Here is a 21,506-nt window from a genome sequence, read left to right as displayed (position 1 = left end):
GTCGCGCTTGACCTAACGCGACCAGTCATCCGGCAGGACTTCGGGGAAAACGAAGTACCACAGGAACAGCTGTACCAGCAGCGGAAAATTGCGGAAGATCTCTACATAGGTGGTGCCAACGGCCCTGAGGACCGGGCTGGATGAGGTGCGGAAGACACCGAGCGCTGAGCCCACCGAAAAAGCGATTGTCCTGGCCAGAAGCGAGATAACTATGGTCCAGCCGAAATAGGGCTCGCGGAACAGAATGCCCCAGTCCCAATTATAGTTCATGTCATCCCCCTGCCGCAGCTGGGGAGGGGCGGATGTACCCGCCCCTTCTTTTGTTGCTTATTCTGGCAGTGCCTGAATTTCGAACGCGGTCGCCAGTGTATCGGAAAGCGGCATGTCGATGTTTGTCGGGCCCGGCTCGAACCAATTGGCGTAAATCTCCTTGATCTCACCAGAGCGCATCAGACCGGCCATGACCGTACGTCCAAGACGTTCGAATGTGGAGTCGTTGCGCTGCACCATAAGGGCATAGGGATCGAAGGACAGGTACCGCCCGGTGACCTGATAGCCAGTCGGATCGGACGCCTTTGAGATCAGGCCATAGAGCGGAACATCGTCCGAGCCATAGGCGTCGATGCGGCCCGTTTCCAGCGCCAGCCAGCCCTGGCCGCGATCTTTGACCGGTACGATCTCGACGTTCAGGCCCTTTTCTTCGATGATGGCCTTGATCGCCTTTTCGTTGGTCGTGCCCGCAGACAGGCCAATGACCTTTCCTTCCTGATCCTCGATCTCGGTGATGCCCGACCCGGTTTTAGAGGCAATCTTGGTGCCGGTGAGGAAGGTCGTGGGCGGATATTCCACCTGCAACTGGCGGGTCAGGTTGTTGTTGGTGGTATCGCATTCAATGTCGATCGTGCCATTGGCATCAGTGAGATGCAGGTCTGGCCGGTGACCGGCACATAGTGGACCTCCAGATTGTCTACGCCAAGCTCCGCCTTGATCGCATCGACAATCTTCAGGCACAGGTCGATCGAATAACCGATCGGCTTGTTAACAGGGCCGATACAGGAGAAAGGGATCTAGGTTTCCCTTTGGCCGATACTGACCACGCCGCGTTCTTGAATGCGCTGCAATACCGGGCTCTCGCCGGCATCGGCAAAGGCCGGACCCGCAAGGGGAAGAATCGCCGTGACGGTCACTTGTGCAAGCATGTGCTTCATTTTCGTCTCCTCCCAAAAGTCTGTCTCTATTAGGCTATAGCTTTCATATGGTGCAGTTTCCGCGACCATCTTTGATCCGCCGGGGCTGCACCCTAGCCCCATTCATCACGCCGAATACCGCGCACCACCCCGACGGACTTGCATTATAATTACTCAATACATGCGCTATCTGAAATTTATATCGCTAATTGGGCAAGTTTATATGCAGAAGCTGCATGCTAATGTGTCGCCAAGGACAAAGACTCAATACTCGATCTGCTCGCGCTGATCCGCGCCGAAAGCGTTTCGCTTGCCGCGCATAGCCGCAATTCTTCGCAATCCGCCTATTCCAGGCGACTTCAGGCCCTTGAGCATCTGTTTGACACTGAACTGGTGGACCGGTCGCGACGACCTTCTGGCCCGACCTATCAGCTCAGGTCCCTACAGGTGGAGCTTGAAGCAGCACTCGTCGGCCTCAACCGGCTTTCCGACGCTTTTGCGATCACGTCCGCTGAACCATTGCCGATCGCTGCATTGCATTCGATCTCGGCCAATATCCTGCCTCGGGCGCTTGCTGCGTTCGGTGACGCGCTGGCATCTCACGACTTGCGGCTGCGGTCGGCCAATCAGGAAACCTGCTTTCAGATGCTGATGACCGAAGAGGTCATGGTCGCCTTCTCCTACGAGGCTGAAACCCGCAGGCTAAACCCGCCAAAGGATCTCGTGCATCGCGCACTTGTCGGCAAGGACGGGTTCGTTCCCGTGGCAGCCGCGGGGAAGTTGCAGGAGTTTCAGGCGCGTAGCGAGCGGGACGAGGCGTTGCCGATCATCTGCTATCCATCCAACGTCTTTATGGGTGATCTCACCCGCTCGGTGCTGTTGCCGCAAATTCCGCAAAGGGTCTCGTTAAAGATCGTTTCGGGCCTGACCCAGACGATCGCCAAGTGCATTGAGCACGGGCTGGGTGTCGGATGGCTGCCACGAAGTTCCATCGAAGACCAGTTGGCGAATGGAACGCTGGTCGAGCTTTCCGATCTCGGCTTTCCGACCGCCTTGATCGACCTGAGCATGATGCGGCTCAAGACGCGCAGCTTTTCCCAGCACGAAAAAGTGGTTGAGGCGATCTCTGCCGAAATATCGGCAATCTTGTCGCGGCAGGCCTGACGCCTGTTCGTTGCCGTCGGCGGTTTCGGCGGCCTTGTCGAAATCCGTCCGTTTCAGCAGTTCGCCCAACTGTCAGTGTAGTCAAGACGCCAGCTCCACTGATGCTGACATATATAAGTTACTGCGGCAAAACCGGTGACGCCAAGTCGACGCACCGCCTGAGTAACGTCGGGCTCAGAGGCCAGTGCAGTCACTCCACGATGCCTATCCGTTCGATCTGTTGCACTAACGTACCACAGCTGATCAGGGCCTGCCCCGTTGCCAGGATCATATGGGGCAGGATCATCCATTCTAGCGTCCAGGCAACGCCAGAACGTTCCTGCTCGTGCACCAGCGCCTGATGCATGCCCGACAGTTGGGTTGCGTTGAAACGAGCCAGTGCGACCAGCAGTTCCGCACGGACCGGGTTGCGCTTGTGAGGCATCGCCGAAGATCCGCCGCCACCTGTCAGCGAAACCTCGTCCACCCCTTGCTGGGCCATGAGCGACACGTCCTGACCAATCTTCCCCAGCGATCCGGTTATCAATGAAAGCCATGAGGCAAGTTCTGCAAGATTGTCCCGGCGGGTATGCCAGTTTGCATTGCAGCTGGCCAGGCCAAGCCTGTCGGCCATATGATCTGCGATTGCCTGTCCGGATCCGAGCATCCCAACGCGGTCGCCAACGGCGCCGCCAAGTTGCAGCACAAGCAATCTGGGCTGCAATTCGGTCAGGCGTTTCTGGTGATCGGCCAATGGCAACCGCCAGTTTCGCAGGCGCGTGGCAACCGAAATCTGCAATGCCGCCTGCATTCGGGTTCGCCCCATCATCACGTGTTCGCCATATGCCTGCTCCAGCGCCACAAGCGCATCTATCAGGTCTGAAAGACGGGCCGAAAACACCTCCAGAATGTCTTTGATTGACAGAACCAGAGCGTTGTCGACAACATCCTGCGACGTCATCCCCTTATGCAGCGCGACGTGGCAATGATCAGGCAATGCCGCTTTGAGTGACCGCACCAGCGAGGGCACCACCACGCCATCCAATGACGTCCCGTCGCGCAGCGCCTGCATGTCGGGACGGTGTTGTCGGATAAGTTTAGCCGCGGTATCCGCCACCTCTGGTGGTACCTTGCCGACCGCCGCCAAAGCCTCAGAATATGCGGCCTCGACGGACAGCATGTGTCTTAGCTGAGTCTCTGCGCCCAGCATCTCTGAGGTCTGCGGGTCCTCAAACAGTCCGCTGAGCCAGGGATGAGTGGAAAGATGTTCCATCCTATATGTGGCCTTTGAATTGAAGCGGGCGGATATCAATCGTCATGGCGCCATTCCTCCCTGTGCTCAAAGAGCCAAAATCTCGCGGGCCTGTTGCCAGGTGGCGACCGGACGTTCGTGCTTTGCGCATAACTCGGTCACGCGATTGACCAGCGCAGCATTCGAAGGCGCAAGCGTGTTGCGGTCCAGCCGGACATTGTCTTCCAAACCTGTCCGCGTGTGCCCGCCCGCAGCAACGGCCCATTCATTTACCACAATCTGGTTTGGACCGATCCCGGCGGCACACCATTCGGCACCCGGTGCGCGATCCTGCATGGATTTCACGTAAAAGTCGAACACGGCCCTGTCGACCGGCATCGCGTTTTTGACACCCATGACAAATTGAACATACAGCTTGCCATACAGCTTGCCTTCCTTGTGCAATCTGATCGCTTGCAGGATGTGGGACAGGTCAAACGCCTCGATCTCGGGCGTGACTTTGTATTTTTGCATTTCGGCTGACAGCCAGTTCACCAGGTCGGGTGGATTTTCATAAACCCGGGTGGGAAAGTTGTTCGATCCAACCGACAGCGACGCCATGTCAGGGGCAAGGGGCAGCATTCCGCCCCTTGCCTGACCTGCGCCTGACCGCCCACCGGTGGAAAACTGGATGATCATTCCGGGACAGTATTTTTGCAAACCCTCTTTCAGAAGAGCGAATTTTTCGGGGTCGCTGCTGGGCGTCTGATCATCGTTGCGAACATGGGCGTGGACGATGCTGGCCCCGGCCTCGAACGCCTCTTGCGTGCTTTCGACCTGTTCCGCAACCGAGATCGGCACCGCGGGGTTGTTGTTTTTGGTAGGCAGGGAACCGGTGATGGCCACGCAGATGATGCAAGGTTTGGTCATGGTGACTTCCTGAAATGAGTGCCGCCTTGGGAAGGCAGCACCAAGTAGTCAGATATCAAAAAAGACGGTCTCATCTTCGCCTTGTATCTTGATATCGAAGCGATAGACAACTTGACCGTCCCGATTGGTGCGTCTGGCCAGCAGCGTTGCGCGGCGGCGTTCCCATTCGATGAGATTAAGGACCGGGTCCTTGCTGTTGGCCTCTTCCTCGTCCTCGAAATAGATACGCGTATTCAGACCGACATTGATGCCCCGGGCTACAACCCAAAGGTTTATGTGAGGCGCTTGCTGGCCCACGTTTCGTCCCGGTGTCGGGCCGGGTTTGACAGTGTCGAACGCCCATTCGCCGGTTTCAAAATTGGTGATGACGCGTCCCCAGCCGCGAAAGCCGTCTTCGACATCGCCGCCGCCCTCAGGATGGGCATAGACGCCCCTGGCATTTGCCTGCCAGGCCTCGAGCAAAACATCCTTGATGGGCGATCCTGCCCCGTCCACGACCAGTCCTTCGACCCGAATACGCTCACCTTCGGCATTTGGTCCGGCTATATCCCAGCCCAGTTCCTGCCTGTAGATCTCAAATCCGGCAGCCCCAGGCGCCAGACCGATATGGACGTAAGGCCCGGCTGTTTGCGAGGGGGTTTCCTTCAGATAATTCAGCTGTTGCATCTTCAGTTCCCCTCCAGACGGTTTTCAAACAGGGTCGAGCGCCGACCGCGCAAGACCACGTCAAATTTATAGGCGATGGTATCCAGAGGGATCGTTGAATTCATATCGAGCCGCGAAATCAGGCGGCTGATCGCATCGGCATCAGGAATAGTTTTCACGATCGGACACCTGTTGATCAGCGGGTCACCTTCGAAATAGCATTGTGTGATCAGGCGCTGTGCAAAACCTGTTCCGAATATCGACATGTGGATATGGGCGGGACGCCAGCTGTTCACCCAATTGCGCCAGGGGTAGGCACCGGGTTTTACGGTGCGGAAGAAATAATACCCGTTTTCATCTGTCAGGGTGCGGCCACAACCACCGAAATTGGGATCGATCGGTGCCAGGTAGGTATCCTTCTTGTGGCGATAGCGCCCACCCGCATTCGCCTGCCAGATTTCCACCAACGTGTTTGGCACCGGACGTCCGTTTTCATCCTGCACCCTGCCGTGCAGAATAATTCGCTCGCCAATCGGGCTTTCACCGGGCTGCGCATAGTTCGAGATCAGGTCCTTATCCAGAGGATCAACATCGTTGTGGCCAAAAACCGGGCCGGTGACCTCACTGATCGAGTTTTGCAGCGAGATCAGCGAATATTGCGGTGAACGGGTCACGCTGGTCTTGTAGTCGGGCGTCAGTGCAGGTGGGTGCCACTCGCGGTCACGCTGGTAGAATTCACCTTGTTTCAACATTGTCGGATCACACTTCCTTTTTGTCTAACTGGGGTTTCTGCGCGTTTCCCATTCAGTCCTGTTCCATTTCGTCATACGTTTGTTTTGCCAGCCTGAGGGCCTGATTGGCGCGTGGTACGCCCGCGTAAATCGCGACGTGCTGAAACGCTTCAAGTACATCCTGCTTGCTGGCGCCGGTACGGGCTGTGGCGCGGATATGCATCGGGATTTCTTCGAAATTGCCCAACGCAGCCAGCAAAGCCAGCGTCAGCATGGATCTCTCACGGTCGCTGATCCCGTCCGAAGCCCAGACAGTGCCCCACGCGCCTTCGGTGATAAGCGTCTGAAATGGACCGTCCAGATCAGATTTGGCGGCTTCGGCACGATCCACATGGGCATCGCCCAGAATTCTGCGCCGCACTCGCATACCGGACGCGTATTTGTCACTCATTGCGGTTCTCCATCAGGAATGCGGACAAGTGTTCAGCATAGGTGGCGGGGGCTTCCACGCATGGCAGGTGCCCGGTGTTGGGTATTTCGGCATAGCGCGCCCCGGGGATCATAGCACAGGTCTGCCGGACCAGTTCGGGCGGGCAGGCGCGGTCATCTGATCCGGCGATGGCCAGAACTGGCAATCGCAGCGCCCAGGTCATGGATTCAAGATCAACATTTGAAATCGCGTTGCAGCATCCCAGGTACCCAGAAACAGGGGTACGCACCAGCATGTTGCGCCAAAGCAGCACGTTATCGGTTGCCCTGAAACCCGCTGCAAACCAACGGTCCAGAATTGCGTCAGCCACAGACTCGATGCCGGACGATCGGATTGCGCCCATCCGGTCACGCCACATCTGGGCCGTCCCCATTTTTGCGGCGGTGTTGGAAAGAACAAGGGCGCGGATCAGGTCTGGTCGGCGCGAAGCCAGCGCCTGACCGATCATGCCGCCAATCGACAGGCCGACAAACACCGTGTCGCGAACCCCGATATGGTCAAGCAACGCCTCGGCGTCATCTGTCAGCTCAGCCAAGCTGTAAAGCGCCTGAGGGCATTCCGACAGGCCGTGACCACGCAGATCGAACCGGATCAGGCGCAGCCCCTTGGGCAGTAAGGGCAAAACTTTGTCCCAAAGGCGCAGGTCAGTTCCCAGCGAGTTGGCAAACACCACAGGCGTGCCATCTGGATCGCCATCCTCACGCCAATGCAGGTGAATGTTATCCAGCGCCGCAATCTGCATCAGTAGGGCAGCCCGACGTAGTTTTGTGCAAACACCGATTGGGCCTCTTTGTTTTCGCGCAGGAAATCAATGTCAGCCTTCTGCATTTTCAGGTCAAAGCCGTTCTGTTCCGGAAAACGGTGCAACAGGTTGGTCGTGGACCAACTGAACCGCTCGGCTTTCCAAATTCGGGCCAACGCTTTTTCGGAATAGCGGTCGATGCCTTCGCTGTCGTGGTCTTTATAGAATTGCAGCAGGGCGTTGTGCAGATAGTGGATGTCGCTTGCCGCCGTGTTAAGCCCCTTGGCCCCGGTGGGGGGCACGATATGCGCGGCATCACCACACAGGAACAAACGGCCCCAGCGCATTGGTTCAGTCACGAAAGACCGCAGCGCCGCAATTGATTTTTCGACAGATGGCCCGGTGATCAGTTTCTCAGCATATTGCGCGGGAATCCTGCGTTTCAGCTCCTGCCAGAAGGCTTGATCAGTCCAGTCATCGGCACTGTCAGACAGCGAGCATTGAATGTAGTAACGGCTGAGGTTCTCATTGCGCATGGAACAAAGCGCAAAACCGCGTTCCGACCCGGCATAGATCAGTTCGTCATGGACCGGGGGAGTTTCGGACAAAACGCCCAGCCAGCCAAACGGATAGACCTTTTCATATTCCCGGCGCACGGTCAGCGGGATGGTTTGACGCGACACCCCATGAAACCCGTCGCACCCGGCGACAAAATCGCAATCAATCCGGTGTCCGGTCCCATCCGCTTGATACGTCACATAAGGTGCATCGCTGTCAGCCCCATGAATCTGAAGATAATCGACGTTAAAAGCAATCTTGCCGCCCATCGCATCGCGTACATCATACAGGTCGCGGGTTACTTCCGTTTGTCCGTAAACAACCACATGTTTGCCCGTCAGCTCTTTAAAGTTGATGCCGAATTCGATATCGCCATACGAGATCACTGTGCCGTCATGGACAAAACACTCCTTGTCCATCCGATCTGCTACACCGGCTTCGCGCATCAGCTCCACAAAACCGGTTTCCAGAATGCCAGCGCGAATGCGACCCAGAACATATTCCCTGGTTTTGCGCTCTAACACGATGGTGTCTATGCCGTTGCGGTGCAACAACTGGCTGAGCAAAAGACCTGAAGGTCCACCGCCGATGATCGCGACCTGAACGCGCATGTTGGCTCTCCTGATTTCGCGTGTCTAATAATTGAACGTCATTTCTCGATATGTAAAATGAGTTCTGCTTGGACTTAGTTGCTATAATTGGAAAGTTATGATAGATCGCCGCATCAAAGTTAGGCATATTCAATGTTTTATTGAGATATGTCGCGAGAAAAGCCTGAAAGTTGCGGCAGAGAAGCTGTTTCTCACGCAACCGGCGATATCCAAGACGCTTAAGGAGCTTGAGGATATTCTGGGCACTGTGCTGTTGTCCCGTAACCGGTCCGGTGTTTCTCTGACGCGGCAGGGCGAAGTGTTTCTGCATTTCGCCGAAATGTCGCTGGCCGCTTTGCAGCAGGGCTTTTCTGGTGTAGAGCAGATCGAAGCGCGCGGCAGGGCCAGTCTTCGGGTCGGGGTGCTGCCTTCGGTTGCGGCCCGTTTGATGCCAGCCGTTGCCACCGAGTTTTCCGAACTTGCGGGCAATGCCCGACTGAGCGTTTTCGACGGTCCACATGGCCATTTGATGGAGCGTCTTCGTCTGGGCGACCTGGAGCTTGTTATCGGGCGTTTGGGTCGCCCTGAAACCATGCAGGGCATTTCCTTTACCCAGCTTTACGAGGAGAAGGTCGTCTTCGTCGTGCGCGCGGATCACCCGCTGCTGAAAGCCCCCGATCTCAGGCGGATTACCGAGTGGCAAGTGCTTTATCCACCTGAAGGATCGGCAATCCGGCCCTTGGTGGATCGCCTCATGATCGCGCATGGGATTGGTGAAATCGAAGATCGTCTGGAAACTGTCTCGGGTGCTTTCGGACGGGTGTATACCCGACAGACCGATGCGATCTGGATTATCTCGGCAGGGGTGGTCGCCAATGAAATCAGCGATGGCCACCTTGTAGCGCTGCCGTTTGATACGTCGATCACACGCGGGCCCGTTGGGCTGATGCGTCGGCCTGACCAGGTTCTGTCACCTCAGGCGCAGGTTTTCGGGTTGGCTTTGGACAATGCAATTGCGAGGTTGGGCTTGTCGCCTGATGGTGCGACCTCTGATAACTAAGGCTGGTCCATTCTGCCGGGGTGGCGCGAGGACAGGAGCACAAGATGGATGACAAGGAACGCAGAATCCGTGAGGCGATTATCGAGAAATGCCTTTTTCTGAATTCCAGTGGTCTTAGCCAGGGAACATCCGGCAATATCTCGGCCCGATACGAGAACCGGATGCTGATCACACCTTCGGCGACGCCATATGACAAGCTGACCCCCGAGATGATCGTCTCAAGGCCATTTGATGGAGACTATGGGAGATGGGATGGCCCGCTCAAACCTTCGACCGAATGGCGGTTCCACTTCGACATCCTCAAGACCCGCCCCGATATGGGCGCTGTTGTCCATGCACATCCGACCTATTGCACGGCGCTGGCGATTGCACACAAAGAGATCCCGGCAGCGCATTACATGGTCGCGGCCTTCGGTGGTACTAATGTTCGCTGCGCACCCTATGCGCGCTTTGGAACGCCCGAGCTGTCGGAGCTGGCGATCGAAGCGCTGCAAGACCGAACCGCCTGTTTGCTTGGCAATCATGGGTCCATTGCCATGGGTGAGGACCTGGACAAGGCCATGTGGCGCGCGGTTGAGCTGGAAACCATTGCCCGGCAATATTACCTTTCCTTGGCCCTCGGTCCGGTAATCCTGACCGATGAACAGATTTCTGAAACGCTATCCGGTTTCGCTTCTTACGGCATTCATGACGACTACAAGGACGTCGCAGAAGGTTCTGCCGGGAAGCAAAATGAGCCTGAACAGACCTGACGACCAAGGTGGTTGCGCTGGGGGTCGATATATTGGGCTCAAGTCCAAAACGCCGCGACTTGATCAGGAGGTTTTCGGCTGTTCGGCGTTGGCGTCACGCGTCTTACCGTTCGCGCGGATACGGCAGCCTATTGATTTATTGCCGCGCGTAAAGAAAATGTAAGGTCAAAGCAAAAGAATTCCGTAAGCGGGTAGGTATGGCAAAAATAAGAAATATGGAGGAGTTTGCGGCCCTCAGCGGGATTTCTCGGCCAACGGTTTCCAAATATTTCCACGACCCGGAAAGCGTTCGTTCCTCTACGCGGGCGCGTATCGAAGAAGCTTTGGAAAAGTTCGATTACCGCCCAAACATCTATGCGGTGAACCAGAACCGAAAGCTGACCAAGAATATCGGCATCGTTGTTCCCTATCTAGCCGATCCATTTTTTGCCGAGATGGCCAGATACCTTGAGCAGAGCTGTATTGCTGCCGGGTATCGTCCATCTCTTTTCAGCTCGCATGGTGAACAGAAGCTGGAGAATGAAATTCTCGATAGTTTGCGCTCTCTGAAACCGGCGGGAGTGCTGTTTGCCCCATTAGGGCGTGCCTCAGACCGCGCTTACATCGAGAAGTTTTGCGCCGAGGTGCCTACTGTTCTGTTTGACAGCAACCTTGAAGGGTTGGGCGCCGCATTTATTGGATCGGACAATTTCAGTTTTGTGTCCCAAACCGTGGAATACATGACCCGGACGGGTGAACCTCCGTCTTTCTTTGAAATGCGCACGCCAGCAAACCCAAACGCCAACAAGCGACGCAAGGCATATATAGAGGTTATGGAACGTCTTGGGTTCGAGCCCGATGTCATTAAAATTGATGGCGAAGGCTGGGCGTTTGAAGAGATTGGGCATCAAGGTGCTTTGAGAGTGTTGGAGAAAGGCGCTCTCAGGACGAACTCGGTTTTGTGCAGCAATGACCGTCTTGCGATCGGATTTCTGGCAGCCTGTTATGAGCAGGGGATTCGGGTTGGGCGAAAGGAAGATTGCTCACTCCGCGTCGCATCAAATGACGACCACCCCTTTGCAAGATTTACTTGTCCATCGCTGACAACAGCTGCGCATGATTATGACAACGTGGCTGGGCGCAGTGTGGATGCCTTGTTTGAACTCATTGAAAGCGGGGGAAAATTTGACGATCGGACGGAAACTCTGTTTCCGGCACGGCTTGTCTTGAGGGAATCTGCATGAACTAAAAGTTAACGCGCGTAAAGTTTATATTGACGCCGCGACAATTTATAAACTAGGGTCTCTGTACAGCATCCAAGCTCAGGGAGGACAGGGATGTATTTGAAGAACGCACTTCGTGCGGCGACTGCGTTGACTTTCGTCGTTACGGCAGCAGCCCAAGCGGAAACCATCACGATCGCGACCGTCAACAATGGTGACATGATCCGGATGCAGGGCTACACAGACAACTTCACCAATGCGACAGGCATTGATGTCGAATGGGTGACGTTGGAAGAAAACGTTTTGCGTCAGCGCGTCACGACCGACATCACCACCAAAGGCGGTCAGTTCGACATCATGACCATCGGCATGTACGAAACCCCGATCTGGGGTGCGAACGGCTGGCTGGTACCGCTGGACGGTTTGTCCGATGAATATGATGTTGGTGATCTGCTGCCTGCGATGGCAGGCGGGTTGAGCCATGATGGCACGCTTTATGCTGCGCCTTTTTATGGCGAAAGCTCGATGATCATGTACCGCACCGACCTGATGGAAAAGGCCGGTCTGGAAATGCCAGAAGCACCAACATGGCAATTCATCCGTGAAGCTGCGGCTGCCATGACTGATCGCGACAACGACATCAACGGCATCTGCCTGCGCGGTAAGGCGGGCTGGGGTGAAGGTGGTGCCTTTATCACTGTAACCGGCAATTCCTTCGGTGCGCGCTGGTTTGATGAAAACTGGAAGCCCCAGTTCGATCAGCCTGAGTGGAAAGAGGCGCTGACGTTCTTCGTCGACATGATGAGTGAATCCGGCCCGGCTGGCTATGCCACTAACGGTTTCAACGAGAACCTGTCTTTGTTCCAGCAAGGAAAGTGCGGCATGTGGATTGACGCCACCGTTGCCGCGTCTTTTGTGACAAATCCGGAAGACTCAACCGTAGCTGACAAAGTTGGCTTCGCACTTGCACCAAATTCGGAAGGCGTCGACAAGCACGCCAATTGGCTTTGGGCTTGGGCGCTGGCGATCCCGGCGGGAACTCAGCGGGAAGATGCGGCCAAGCAGTTCATCGAATGGGCAACCTCGAAAGACTACATCGAGCTGGTGGCTGAAAACGAAGGGTGGGCCAATGTGCCTCCGGGCGCGCGGACCTCGCTTTATGAGAATGACAACTACAAGGCGGTCCCATTCGCAAAAATGACTCTGGAATCGATCCTGAAGGCTGACCCGCAGAATTGCTGTGTGCAGCCGACGCCCTATACCGGTGTCCAGTTCGTGGCCATTCCGGAATTTGCAGGGATTGCCACACAGGTTAGTCAGGAATTCTCGGCCGTTTATGCCGGGCAGCAAACAGTGGATGAGGCGCTTGCCAAAGCGCAGGCCTTCACAGCAGAAGAGATGGAAGCCGCAGGGTACTGAGGCAACCTTCCCAGCAGGGGGCAAATCTTCTGTCCCCTGCTCCCACTTCCACAATTCGTGTTTTTCTCGCAGGCTGTCTTACGCCTGAACAGAGAGGTCTTGCGCAATGGCAACTCAACATTCCAGATCAGTTGCACGCCTGATGATGACACCCGCAGTGGTGCTGCTGCTTGGCTGGATGCTCGTGCCACTGACGATGACCCTGTATTTTTCCTTCAAGAAGTATCTTCCCCTGCGGGGCGGTGATCTCGGATGGGTGGGTTTCGACAACTATATCCGATTTGTTTCGTCCAGTTCGTTCTGGCCCGCCGTTCAGGCAACGCTTGTCATTGTTCTCGGCGTGTTGGCGATTACGGTCATTCTGGGCATCCTGCTGGCGATGCTTTTAGATCAACCGATGTGGGGCCAGGGGGTGGTGCGCATCCTTGTCATTGCGCCATTCTTCGTTATGCCGACCGTTTCGGCTCTGGTCTGGAAAAACATGTTCATGGACCCGGTCAACGGGTTGCTGGCCCATCTGTGGCGCTTTTTTGGGGCTGAACCGGTCTCGTGGTTGTCCGAAGCTTCAATGACCTCAATTGTCATGATCGTGTCGTGGCAATGGCTGCCATTTGCGACACTGATCCTTTTGACCGCAATCCAGTCGCTGGACAGTGAGCAACTGGAAGCTGCTGAAATGGACGGCGCTCCGCCGCTCAAGCGGTTCTACCACATCATTCTGCCGCACCTTAGCCGTGCAATCACAATCGTAATCCTGATCCAGACAATCTTTCTGCTTTCGATCTTTGCCGAGATTTTCGTCACCACAGGTGGCGCGTTCGGCACCCGTACGCTCACCTACCTGATCTTCCAGCGCGTTTTGGAAAGCCAGAATATCGGTCTCGGATCAGCCGGAGGTGTCTATGCAATCATTCTCGCCAATATCGTTGCGGTCTTCCTGATGCGCATTGTCGGCAAGAACCTGGACGCGTGAGGAGATAAAACCATGGCCCGCACCGTCACAATCCAACGCAAGTCGGTGAACACAGCCCTGGCTTGGGCCGTCGGTCTGCTGATCTTTTTCCCGATCCTCTGGACGATCCTGACCAGCTTCAAAACCGAAGCGCAGGCCATTGCGAGCCCGCCACTGTTCCTGAACTTTGACTGGACGCTTGAGAACTATGCTGTCGTACAGGAACGCTCGAATTACATGCGTTTCCTTTGGAACTCGGTCATCATTGCAGGTGGGTCAACCCTGTTGGGTGTGATCATTGCCGTACCGGCAGCATGGGCAATGGCGTTTGTTCCTTCGAAACGTACAAAGGACATTCTGCTTTGGATGCTCTCTACCAAGATGTTGCCGGCAGTCGGTGTCCTTTACCCGATCTACCTGCTGTTCATCCGTCTGGGGCTGCTTGATACACGAGGTGGATTGGTCGTCGTGTTGATGCTGATCAACTTGCCGATCATCGTCTGGATGCTCTACACCTACTTCCGTGAAATTCCCGGTGAAATCCTTGAAGCCGCACGGATGGACGGGGCGACACTGAAAGAGGAAATCCTGCACATCCTGACACCCATGGCTGTTCCGGGCATCGCTTCGACTGTTTTGCTGAACTTCATTCTTGCCTGGAACGAGGCGTTCTGGACCCTCAACCTGACAGCCGTTGACGCGGCCCCGCTGACCGCATTTATCGCCAGCTATTCCAGCCCCGAGGGCCTGTTCTTTGCCAAGCTCAGCGCGGCTTCGACAATGGCGATTGCACCGATCCTGATCCTTGGCTGGTTTAGCCAGAAACAACTTGTCCGCGGCCTGACTTTTGGCGCTGTGAAATAAGGAAAACTTATCATGGGACGTATTCAACTCAGGTCCGTGACCAAAAGCTTTGGCGACGTACAGGTTATCCCGCCACTGGATCTGACCATCGAAGACGGAGAGTTCACGGTGTTCGTCGGGCCATCGGGTTGCGGCAAGTCCACTTTGCTGCGTCTGATTGCGGGGTTGGAGGACATCACGTCAGGTTCCATCGACATTGACGGGGCCGACGCGACAAACGTACCACCCGCAAAACGCGGTCTGGCGATGGTGTTCCAGTCCTATGCCTTGTATCCGCACATGTCCGTTCGCAAGAACATCGCCTTTCCCTTGCGCATGGCAAAACTGGATCAGGCCGAAATCGACAAACGTGTGAAAGGGGCCGCGCAGGTTCTGAACCTGACCGACTATCTGGATCGCCGCCCCGGCCAGCTGTCCGGTGGCCAGCGTCAGCGCGTTGCTATCGGGCGTGCCATTGTCCGTGAACCCGCAGCGTTCTTGTTCGATGAGCCGCTGTCCAACCTGGACGCTGCGCTGCGCGTTGGCATGCGGTTGGAGATCAGCGAGTTGCACGAACGGCTGGCGACCACCATGATCTATGTGACCCATGATCAGGTTGAAGCAATGACGATGGCCGACAAGATCGTCGTGCTTCAGGCTGGTGTGATCGAGCAGGTCGGAAGCCCGCTGGACCTGTATCGTACGCCACGAAACCTTTTTGTCGCCGGGTTCATCGGTTCGCCCAGGATGAACTTTATCGAAGGCGAAGAAGCTGCAAAACACGGCGCACATACAATCGGCATCCGCCCCGAACATATTGCTGTGTCCGAGAGCGACGGAACCTGGAGCGGTGTTGTAGGCGTGTCCGAGCATCTTGGATCAGATACGTTTTTCCACATACATGAAACCGGTCTGGCGGAAACAATCACGGTGCGAGCAGACGGAGAAGTTGGATTTACGCATGGCGACCGCATCTACCTGACGCCACGTGCCGACGTGCTTCATTGTTTTGACGCGCAAGGGCTGCGGATCGAATGAAGCGACTGGACGGAAAAACCGCGCTCATCACTGGGGCTGCGCGCGGAATCGGGCTGGCCTTTGCAAAAGCTTACGTCGCCGAAGGTGCGCGTGTGGCCATTGCCGACATAGATTTCGCGCGGGCGCAATCCGCAGCCACGGAAATCGGTGACGCTGCAATGGCGGTCGAAATGAATGTTGTTGATCAGGACAGCATCGACATTGCTGTTGCGCGCACAGTGGATCAGTTCGGCCAGATTGACATTCTGATCAACAATGCTGCCGTTTTCTCAGCAGCGCCAATCATCGAAATCGACCGCTCCGATTACCAGCGCGTCTTTGATATCAATGTTTCGGGCACCTTGTTTACAATGCAGACCGTTGCGCGACACATGATCGACGCCAATGTCAAAGGCCGGATCATAAATCTGGCCTCACAGGCTGGTCGGCGTGGCGAACCTTTGGTCGCCGTTTACTGCGCCAGCAAGGCTGCCGTTATATCTTTGACGCAGTCAGCGGGGCTCAATCTGATCGCTCACGGGATAAATGTGAATGCGATCTCACCCGGTGTTGTTGATGGAGAGCACTGGGACGGCGTCGACGCCTTCTTTGCGAAGTACGAAAATAAAAAACCGGGGCAGAAGAAGCGTGAAGTTGCATCAGCGGTACCGTTCGGCCGTATGGGACGGGCCGAGGATTTAACCGGGATGGCGGTGTTTCTGGCGTCTGATGAAGCGGAATACATCGTGGCCCAGACTTACAATGTCGATGGCGGAAACTGGATGAGCTGATGACCCCTTTGGCGGACATAACACCGGTAGAGCTGTGCCTCGAACGCCTCGGATCGCTTCCTGCGGATGTCAAAATACCCGGATACCGGCGTGAAGACCTGACCCCTGGAATTGTTCATATTGGGCTTGGGAATTTTCACCGTGCGCATCAGGCATGGTACATCCACAGGCTGATGCAAAAAGGGCAGGCCTTGGACTGGGCGATCATCGGGGCCGGCGTTCGGGCTTTTGACGCGGACATGCGCGAAAAGCTGATTGGGCAGGACTGTCTGACAACTTTGATCGAGCTTGACCCGTCCGGCGTTTCGGCCGAAGTCATCGGTCCGTTGATGGACTATCTGCCCATTGAACCCGAAAATGCGCCTCTGATCCGGAAAATGTCCGATCCCGCCATTCGGATCGTGTCCCTTACCGTAACGGAAGGTGGCTATTTTCTGGATGCCAAGTCAGGTGTTTTCGACGTGGATCACGATGATATTCGACACGACGTGCAAAACCCGCAACAGCCTCGCACGGTCTTTGGTGCCATTGTGGCAGCACTTGGCAATCGCCGTGCCGCCGGGCATCTGCCCTTTACGGCATTAAGTTGTGACAACCTTCAGGGCAACGGTACTATCTTGCGCAACTGTGTTGTTGAACTGGCGCGCCGGACGGACCCTGATCTTGCGGATTGGATCGATCAGAACGGGGCGTTTCCGAATTCAATGGTGGATTGCATTGTTCCCGCCACCTCTGATCAAGTTCGGTCGCAGGCTCGAGCCCTAGGAATTGAAGACTGCGTTCCGGTGTCACACGAGAATTTCCGCCAATGGGTGATTGAGGATGATTTCTGCGCCGGGCGGCCAATGTTGGAGAATGTCGGCGTTACGATCACCAAGGACGTACACGCATATGAAACACTGAAACTGCGCATTCTGAACGGCGGGCACCAGATTCTGGCGAATGTGGGCGAGGTTCTGAACATCCCCACAATCTCGGACTGCATGAACGACCGGGAAATTTCGGCATTCTTCCTGAAAGTCCAGACCGAAGAAATTCTTCCTCATGCCAGTGCGGTTCCTGGGATGACACCGGAACAGTATCTGGATCTGGTTAAACGCAGATTTTCGAATACGGCTATTCACGATACCACGCGACGCGTGGCCTTTGATGGGTCTGCGCGCCACCCCGGTTTCTTGCTTCCGTCCATTCGCGATGCTCTGGCCTCGGGTACATCTGTCACTGGGCTGGCACTGGTTGAAGCTTTCTGGTGCCGGATGTGCGCCGGTCTGCGTGAGGATGGATCAGAGATTGCGCCCAATGATCCCATCTGGAGCGATTTGCAGAGTGCGGCCCTTGCCGCCAGGGGACGGCCCGAAAAGTGGCTTGAGGTAGCAAACCTGTACGGAAGTACTGGCCGTGAAGCCCAGTTTGCAGAATCCTTCACACGCTGGTTGCCACGGATCTGGCAGCACGGATGCCGGTCGACGATCAAAAGCTATGTGAATGCGCTTTCCTGACGGTTGTGATCTCGGTTCAGGTGGTTTCCGCTATTGAACTGGTCGTGGGCTTTTAAATTCCGGTTGTCCGATCGAAAACTGCCATAGGCGTCAATCTTTCGATCTCCGCACGACATAGACGCCTGCGAGGCAGAGAACAAAGCCAAAGGCGGTGCGCCAAGTGACCGGCTCGCCCAGGATCATCCAGGCCAGTGCAATTGCCAAAGGTGTGACAAGGTAAAGCAATGTAGACACGCGGGTCGCGTCACCGCGCTGAACAAGTGCGACATAGAGGCTGATCGAGATCAGGGAGCTGGCGATGACCAGATACGCCAGAGAAAGGATCAGGTTTGGATGCCAGGTGACTTCCATCGTTTCGGTCGCCATTGCGATAGGTAGCAGCACGGCAAATCCTATCACATATTGAACAGCACCACCCAACACCGGGTCGCTGCGCCGCCCGTGATGTTTTTCCAGCAAAGTGGCGGCAGTCAGGCCGACCAGTGCACTAACCGCAAGCAGCCCGGCGGAAAGGGGTACTGCGCTGGTCTTGTCAAAGACACTGATTGCGACCCCCGCGAAACCCAGCGCCAGGCCAATCCACATCACGGGTCGTCCACGCGCTTCTCCGACCAAGGGAGAGAGAGCGGCGACAAGGGCGGGCTGCAAGGCCATCACGATGGCAGTGGTACCGGCACCCAGTCCCTGTTTCATCGCCTGATAGGCCAGACCGAAGTAAACACACTGAATTAGAAACCCATTTGCCGCCATCGCGGCCCAGTGCGCCGGATCACGCGGTAGGGCAGGGCAGAACACCGCCAGCAGCGGCAGAAGACACAGAACAGCCAGACCATAACGGATCGCAAGCATGGTCATCGGTTCCACATAGGGCAGCGCCATCTTGGCAAAACTGTAGCCACCCGCCCAGAACAGCACGAACAGAACCGGTGCACCCAACCAGAATATCGATACCGCGCGGACCGAGGTCATCATCTACTCCAGCTTCGAAGATAACCGCCGAAGCATATCAAGGCACTGGGCCATCTGTTCGACCGAGACGTATTCATCCGGTTTATGCGCCTGATCGATTGATCCGGGACCGCAGACAACGACGTTCATCCCCAACTGCTGGAATATCCCGGCCTCGGTACCGAAGGGTACAACGTCGGCTCCGTTTGCCCCTGTCAGTTCCATCACAAGGTCACGCGCCTCGTTGTCGTCCATTGGTTCTAGCCCGTCGACCTCACCGATAATTTCGGTCTTGATACCAGCATCGGGGTGAATAGCCTGCATTGCCGGGATCAGGGTTTGCGCGCAAAACCGGTGCAGTTCGTCTTTGACGTAATCCGCATCCGCCTTTTGCACTGGTCGCATCTCCCAATCGACCCGCGCCTTACCGGGGATCACATTATGGGCCACCCCGCCCACCAACGTACCGGTATTTATTGTCGTCCATGGTGGGTCGAACGGGCTGTTTGCCGGTGCTCTCCCTTGCAAATCAGCCTTCAGCGTCAACAGTTTCGAGACGTATTGCACCGCGTATTCGACGGCGTTTACACCGCGCTCGGGGGCCGAGCCATGGCCTTCGAACCCGGTAAAATGCGCTGTATATTCATAGCAGCCCTTATGGCCCTCGATGATGCGCATCGAGGTGGGCTCGCCAATGATGACCACAGCGGGTTTGATCGCTTTCTTCCGCAGGGTCTTGGCCAAAGCCTGCGCGCCAAAACAGCCGATTTCTTCATCATATGTAAAGGCGAAATGCAATGGGCGCTGAAGATCCAGCTTTGCGTAATACGGGGCCATGACGACTGCCGCCGCGATAAACCCTTTCATATCGCAGGTGCCGCGACCAAACCACTTGCCGTCCCGCTCCTCCATCACGAATGGGTCCGAGGACCAGTCCTGATCCGTAACAGGCACCACATCGGAATGGCCTGATAGGACGATACCACCGTCGCGCTTGGGGCCCAATGAGGCAAAAAGATTGGCTTTGGTGCCGGTTTCGTCATGCCATATTTCCACCTCTGCACCGCAATCGCTCAACCGGTCCGCGAGGTGCTTGATCATCTCCAGGTTACTGTCTGACGAAACCGTGGGGAAGCTGATCAGTTCGCCCAGCAGGGTCTTGGCGTCTTCGAGGGTGCTCAAGGCTTAGTCTTTCACAAAGAGCTTTCGCTCGATATTGCATAGGGCTTCGGCGGGGCCGTTTTCAGTGATAAGAATGGTTTCCGTGGTCTCAAGGCCCCAGCTGTCCATCCACAACGCAGGCATGAAATGGAAAACCATGCCCGGTTGCAGAATGGTCTCGTCTTCGGCGCGGATCGACGCTGTCCGTTCGCCCCAATCTGGCGGATAGCTCAAACCGATAGGGTATCCCATGCGCCCCTCCCGTTCGATTCCGTGACGGGCAAGAACCTTAAGAAAAGCGTTTGCAATGTCGCTGGTCCGATTGCCAGCCCGGGCAGCCTCTAGACCCGCAGCTATCCCTTCGATCTGTGCGTGTTCCGCGTCCCGCATTTCCGGCGGCGGAGTGCCAAGATAAACCGTGCGGCAAAGCGGAGCGTGGTAGCGCCGATAGCAGCCTGACAGTTCGAAAAATGTTGCTTCACCCTTCTTCATCGGTGCGCCATTCCATGTCAGGTGCGCGGCTGTGGCATCCAGCCCTGAGGGTGTCAAAGGGACAATGGCTGGGTAATCCCCCCAATCATCCTCAACCCCGGTAATCCCGGCATGAAAGATATCTGCGACAAGGTCGTTCTTGCGCACTCCCACTGCAGCGCGATCAATGGCCGTTTGGATTACTTTTTCCGAAATCCGGGCCGCCTTGCGAATAAAGACAATTTCTTCTTCCGACTTGATTAGACGCTGCCAGTTTACCAGTGCCGTCGCATCCACCAGCGTCGCTTCGGGCAATTCCGTGCCCAAAACCTCGTGTGCCTTTGCGGAATAGTAATAGTTCTCCATCTCAACGCCGATGCGGGTTGTACCCAGCCCGAGCGCGCGAATGTGGCCCGCCAGATCCTGCATGGGATGGCGTATGGTTGATTGGACGTAGTGGTCTGCATAGCCGCGAATGTTGTCCTTGGACATCCAGCAAGTGCGCAACCCACCCAATGCATCCATCTGGCGTCCCCACCAAATCGGCTCACCTTCCATGCCGAGCAATACGCCCTGATGCACATAAAAGGACCAACCATCATAGCCAGTCAGCCAAGCCTGGTTCGAAGGGTCGGTGACAAACAGTAGCTCTAGCCCCGCTTTTTCCATAGCGCTTCGGGTCTTGGCGATCCTGCGGTCATATTCCGCTTGGCTGAAAGGGGCGTGTTCAATTGGCATGGCATCCTCGGAGGCTGAATCTGACATGTACTTGAGCGCAATCTTACCAATTTGTACACAAATGAACTTGTGAGCGATACCTGAACCGCGACTCCTTTTAGAAACCAATGGATTATCTGATGGGGCGATCCCGGTATGGGAACAAAGTAGCCGCACTCAGCATCGAAGGACGCCGTAGAATGGAGCGCTGGATGCACGCGAAGGTCCCAGTTCAGCGGATAGCGCGCATCCGGAACCGCGCCAAAAGCCATGAGTCACCGAGGGTCACGAATAGCTCTTCAGGCCTCATCTGATCGCGGTATTCACGGGTCTCTCGGCTATGTGTGCGGTTTTATGCTGCGCCAGAGCGAGGATCGGCATTTCTCCGCTGGATATGATTGCAAGATGGCAACGGTGGCGCCTGATT

At 56.0% G+C, this 21,506-nt stretch carries 23 protein-coding genes; 10 read left to right on the top strand and 13 right to left on the bottom strand.

Annotated elements, in window-relative coordinates; genetic code table 11:
* Positions 1-12 precede the first annotated feature (12 nt).
* The 3 genes from ACR0BK_RS17525 to ACR0BK_RS17515 all read right to left on the bottom strand — a co-directional run bounded on the left by ACR0BK_RS17525 (position 13) and on the right by ACR0BK_RS17515 (position 1,208).
* Positions 13-270: an ABC transporter permease subunit gene (locus ACR0BK_RS17525; RefSeq protein ID WP_480555691.1), complete on the bottom strand. Its 258-nt coding sequence runs from the start codon at positions 268-270 to the stop codon at positions 13-15.
* Positions 271-327: 57 nt separating this feature from the next.
* Positions 328-849, bottom strand: a complete 522-nt coding sequence (locus ACR0BK_RS17520; protein ID WP_480555689.1) for an ABC transporter substrate-binding protein — start codon at positions 847-849, stop codon at positions 328-330.
* Between the two features lie 218 nt (positions 850-1,067).
* The gene (locus ACR0BK_RS17515; protein WP_480555687.1) at positions 1,068-1,208 is read right to left on the bottom strand and encodes a hypothetical protein; all 141 of its coding nucleotides are present in this window, start codon (positions 1,206-1,208) and stop codon (positions 1,068-1,070) included.
* A 246-nt stretch (positions 1,209-1,454) separates the two neighbouring features.
* Between ACR0BK_RS17515 and ACR0BK_RS17510 the strand changes: the two genes are divergently transcribed.
* Positions 1,455-2,351 (top strand): LysR family transcriptional regulator, encoded by an 897-nt coding sequence (locus ACR0BK_RS17510; protein WP_480555732.1) that lies wholly within the window; start codon positions 1,455-1,457, stop codon positions 2,349-2,351.
* 190 nt (positions 2,352-2,541) lie between these two features.
* On the opposite strand, the gene ACR0BK_RS17505 is transcribed toward ACR0BK_RS17510, so the two are convergent.
* From ACR0BK_RS17505 to pobA, 7 genes are all read right to left on the bottom strand, one after another.
* A complete protein-coding gene (locus tag ACR0BK_RS17505; RefSeq protein ID WP_480555685.1) occupies positions 2,542-3,603 on the bottom strand; it encodes a 3-carboxy-cis,cis-muconate cycloisomerase in 1,062 nt (353 codons plus the stop codon).
* Positions 3,604-3,669: 66 nt separating this feature from the next.
* Positions 3,670-4,491: a 3-oxoadipate:acetyl-CoA acetyltransferase gene (locus tag ACR0BK_RS17500; RefSeq protein ID WP_480555683.1), complete on the bottom strand. Its 822-nt coding sequence runs from the start codon at positions 4,489-4,491 to the stop codon at positions 3,670-3,672.
* 48 nt (positions 4,492-4,539) lie between these two features.
* Positions 4,540-5,157 (bottom strand): protocatechuate 3,4-dioxygenase subunit alpha, encoded by a 618-nt coding sequence (gene pcaG / locus ACR0BK_RS17495; protein ID WP_480484629.1) that lies wholly within the window; start codon positions 5,155-5,157, stop codon positions 4,540-4,542.
* A gap of 2 nt (positions 5,158-5,159) precedes the next feature.
* The gene (gene pcaH, locus ACR0BK_RS17490; RefSeq protein WP_480555681.1) at positions 5,160-5,888 is read right to left on the bottom strand and encodes a protocatechuate 3,4-dioxygenase subunit beta; all 729 of its coding nucleotides are present in this window, start codon (positions 5,886-5,888) and stop codon (positions 5,160-5,162) included.
* A gap of 52 nt (positions 5,889-5,940) precedes the next feature.
* Positions 5,941-6,318, bottom strand: coding sequence for a 4-carboxymuconolactone decarboxylase (gene pcaC / locus ACR0BK_RS17485; protein ID WP_480477645.1), 378 nt, complete (start codon positions 6,316-6,318; stop codon positions 5,941-5,943).
* Positions 6,311-7,099, bottom strand: a complete 789-nt coding sequence (gene pcaD, locus ACR0BK_RS17480; RefSeq protein WP_480555679.1) for a 3-oxoadipate enol-lactonase — start codon at positions 7,097-7,099, stop codon at positions 6,311-6,313. Before pcaD ends, pcaC begins: the two co-directional genes overlap by 8 nt.
* On the bottom strand, positions 7,099-8,268 hold the full coding sequence (gene pobA / locus ACR0BK_RS17475; protein WP_480555677.1) for a 4-hydroxybenzoate 3-monooxygenase: 1,170 nt from the start codon (positions 8,266-8,268) through the stop codon (positions 7,099-7,101). The genes pcaD and pobA overlap by 1 nt, the downstream gene beginning before the upstream one ends.
* A 97-nt stretch (positions 8,269-8,365) precedes the next feature.
* Here pobA and pcaQ point away from each other — a divergent pair, with 97 nt between their 5' ends.
* The 9 genes from pcaQ (at position 8,366) to ACR0BK_RS17430 (ending at position 17,782) form a co-directional block, all read left to right on the top strand.
* Positions 8,366-9,307, top strand: a complete 942-nt coding sequence (pcaQ, locus tag ACR0BK_RS17470; RefSeq protein WP_480488809.1) for a pca operon transcription factor PcaQ — start codon at positions 8,366-8,368, stop codon at positions 9,305-9,307.
* A 44-nt stretch (positions 9,308-9,351) separates the two neighbouring features.
* Positions 9,352-10,059 (top strand): class II aldolase/adducin family protein, encoded by a 708-nt coding sequence (locus tag ACR0BK_RS17465; protein WP_480555675.1) that lies wholly within the window; start codon positions 9,352-9,354, stop codon positions 10,057-10,059.
* A 197-nt stretch (positions 10,060-10,256) separates the two neighbouring features.
* Complete coding sequence (locus ACR0BK_RS17460; protein WP_480555673.1) at positions 10,257-11,282, top strand: LacI family DNA-binding transcriptional regulator; 1,026 nt, start codon at positions 10,257-10,259, stop codon at positions 11,280-11,282.
* Between the two features lie 93 nt (positions 11,283-11,375).
* Entirely contained in the window at positions 11,376-12,680 is a 1,305-nt protein-coding gene (locus ACR0BK_RS17455; RefSeq protein ID WP_480477635.1) for an ABC transporter substrate-binding protein, read from the top strand.
* Positions 12,681-12,786: 106 nt separating this feature from the next.
* Positions 12,787-13,653 (top strand): carbohydrate ABC transporter permease, encoded by an 867-nt coding sequence (locus ACR0BK_RS17450; RefSeq protein WP_480555671.1) that lies wholly within the window; start codon positions 12,787-12,789, stop codon positions 13,651-13,653.
* Positions 13,654-13,665: 12 nt separating this feature from the next.
* On the top strand, positions 13,666-14,496 hold the full coding sequence (locus tag ACR0BK_RS17445) for a carbohydrate ABC transporter permease (RefSeq protein WP_480520854.1): 831 nt from the start codon (positions 13,666-13,668) through the stop codon (positions 14,494-14,496).
* Positions 14,497-14,508: 12 nt separating this feature from the next.
* Positions 14,509-15,513 carry an ABC transporter ATP-binding protein gene (locus tag ACR0BK_RS17440; protein WP_480477629.1) on the top strand — a complete coding sequence of 335 codons (1,005 nt, stop codon included), beginning with the start codon at positions 14,509-14,511 and terminating at the stop codon, positions 15,511-15,513.
* Complete coding sequence (locus ACR0BK_RS17435; RefSeq protein WP_480555669.1) at positions 15,510-16,283, top strand: L-iditol 2-dehydrogenase; 774 nt, start codon at positions 15,510-15,512, stop codon at positions 16,281-16,283. Before ACR0BK_RS17440 ends, ACR0BK_RS17435 begins: the two co-directional genes overlap by 4 nt.
* Positions 16,283-17,782, top strand: a complete 1,500-nt coding sequence (locus ACR0BK_RS17430; RefSeq protein ID WP_480477625.1) for a mannitol dehydrogenase family protein — start codon at positions 16,283-16,285, stop codon at positions 17,780-17,782. The genes ACR0BK_RS17435 and ACR0BK_RS17430 overlap by 1 nt, the downstream gene beginning before the upstream one ends.
* A gap of 90 nt (positions 17,783-17,872) precedes the next feature.
* On the opposite strand, the gene ACR0BK_RS17425 is transcribed toward ACR0BK_RS17430, so the two are convergent.
* The 3 genes from ACR0BK_RS17425 to ACR0BK_RS17415 are packed head-to-tail and all read right to left on the bottom strand — an operon-like array spanning position 17,873 to position 21,127.
* Positions 17,873-18,751, bottom strand: coding sequence for a DMT family transporter (locus tag ACR0BK_RS17425; RefSeq protein ID WP_480555667.1), 879 nt, complete (start codon positions 18,749-18,751; stop codon positions 17,873-17,875).
* A 3-nt stretch (positions 18,752-18,754) separates the two neighbouring features.
* On the bottom strand, positions 18,755-19,912 hold the full coding sequence (gene argE / locus ACR0BK_RS17420) for an acetylornithine deacetylase (protein WP_480555665.1): 1,158 nt from the start codon (positions 19,910-19,912) through the stop codon (positions 18,755-18,757).
* Between the two features lie 3 nt (positions 19,913-19,915).
* The gene (locus tag ACR0BK_RS17415; RefSeq protein WP_480520844.1) at positions 19,916-21,127 is read right to left on the bottom strand and encodes a M24 family metallopeptidase; all 1,212 of its coding nucleotides are present in this window, start codon (positions 21,125-21,127) and stop codon (positions 19,916-19,918) included.
* Between the last annotated feature and the right edge of the window lie 379 nt (positions 21,128-21,506).

Source organism: Ruegeria sp. AF1 (assembly GCF_056542125.1).
Note: the sequence above shows the minus strand (reverse complement) of the source record. Positions and strands in the feature narration are given on the sequence as shown.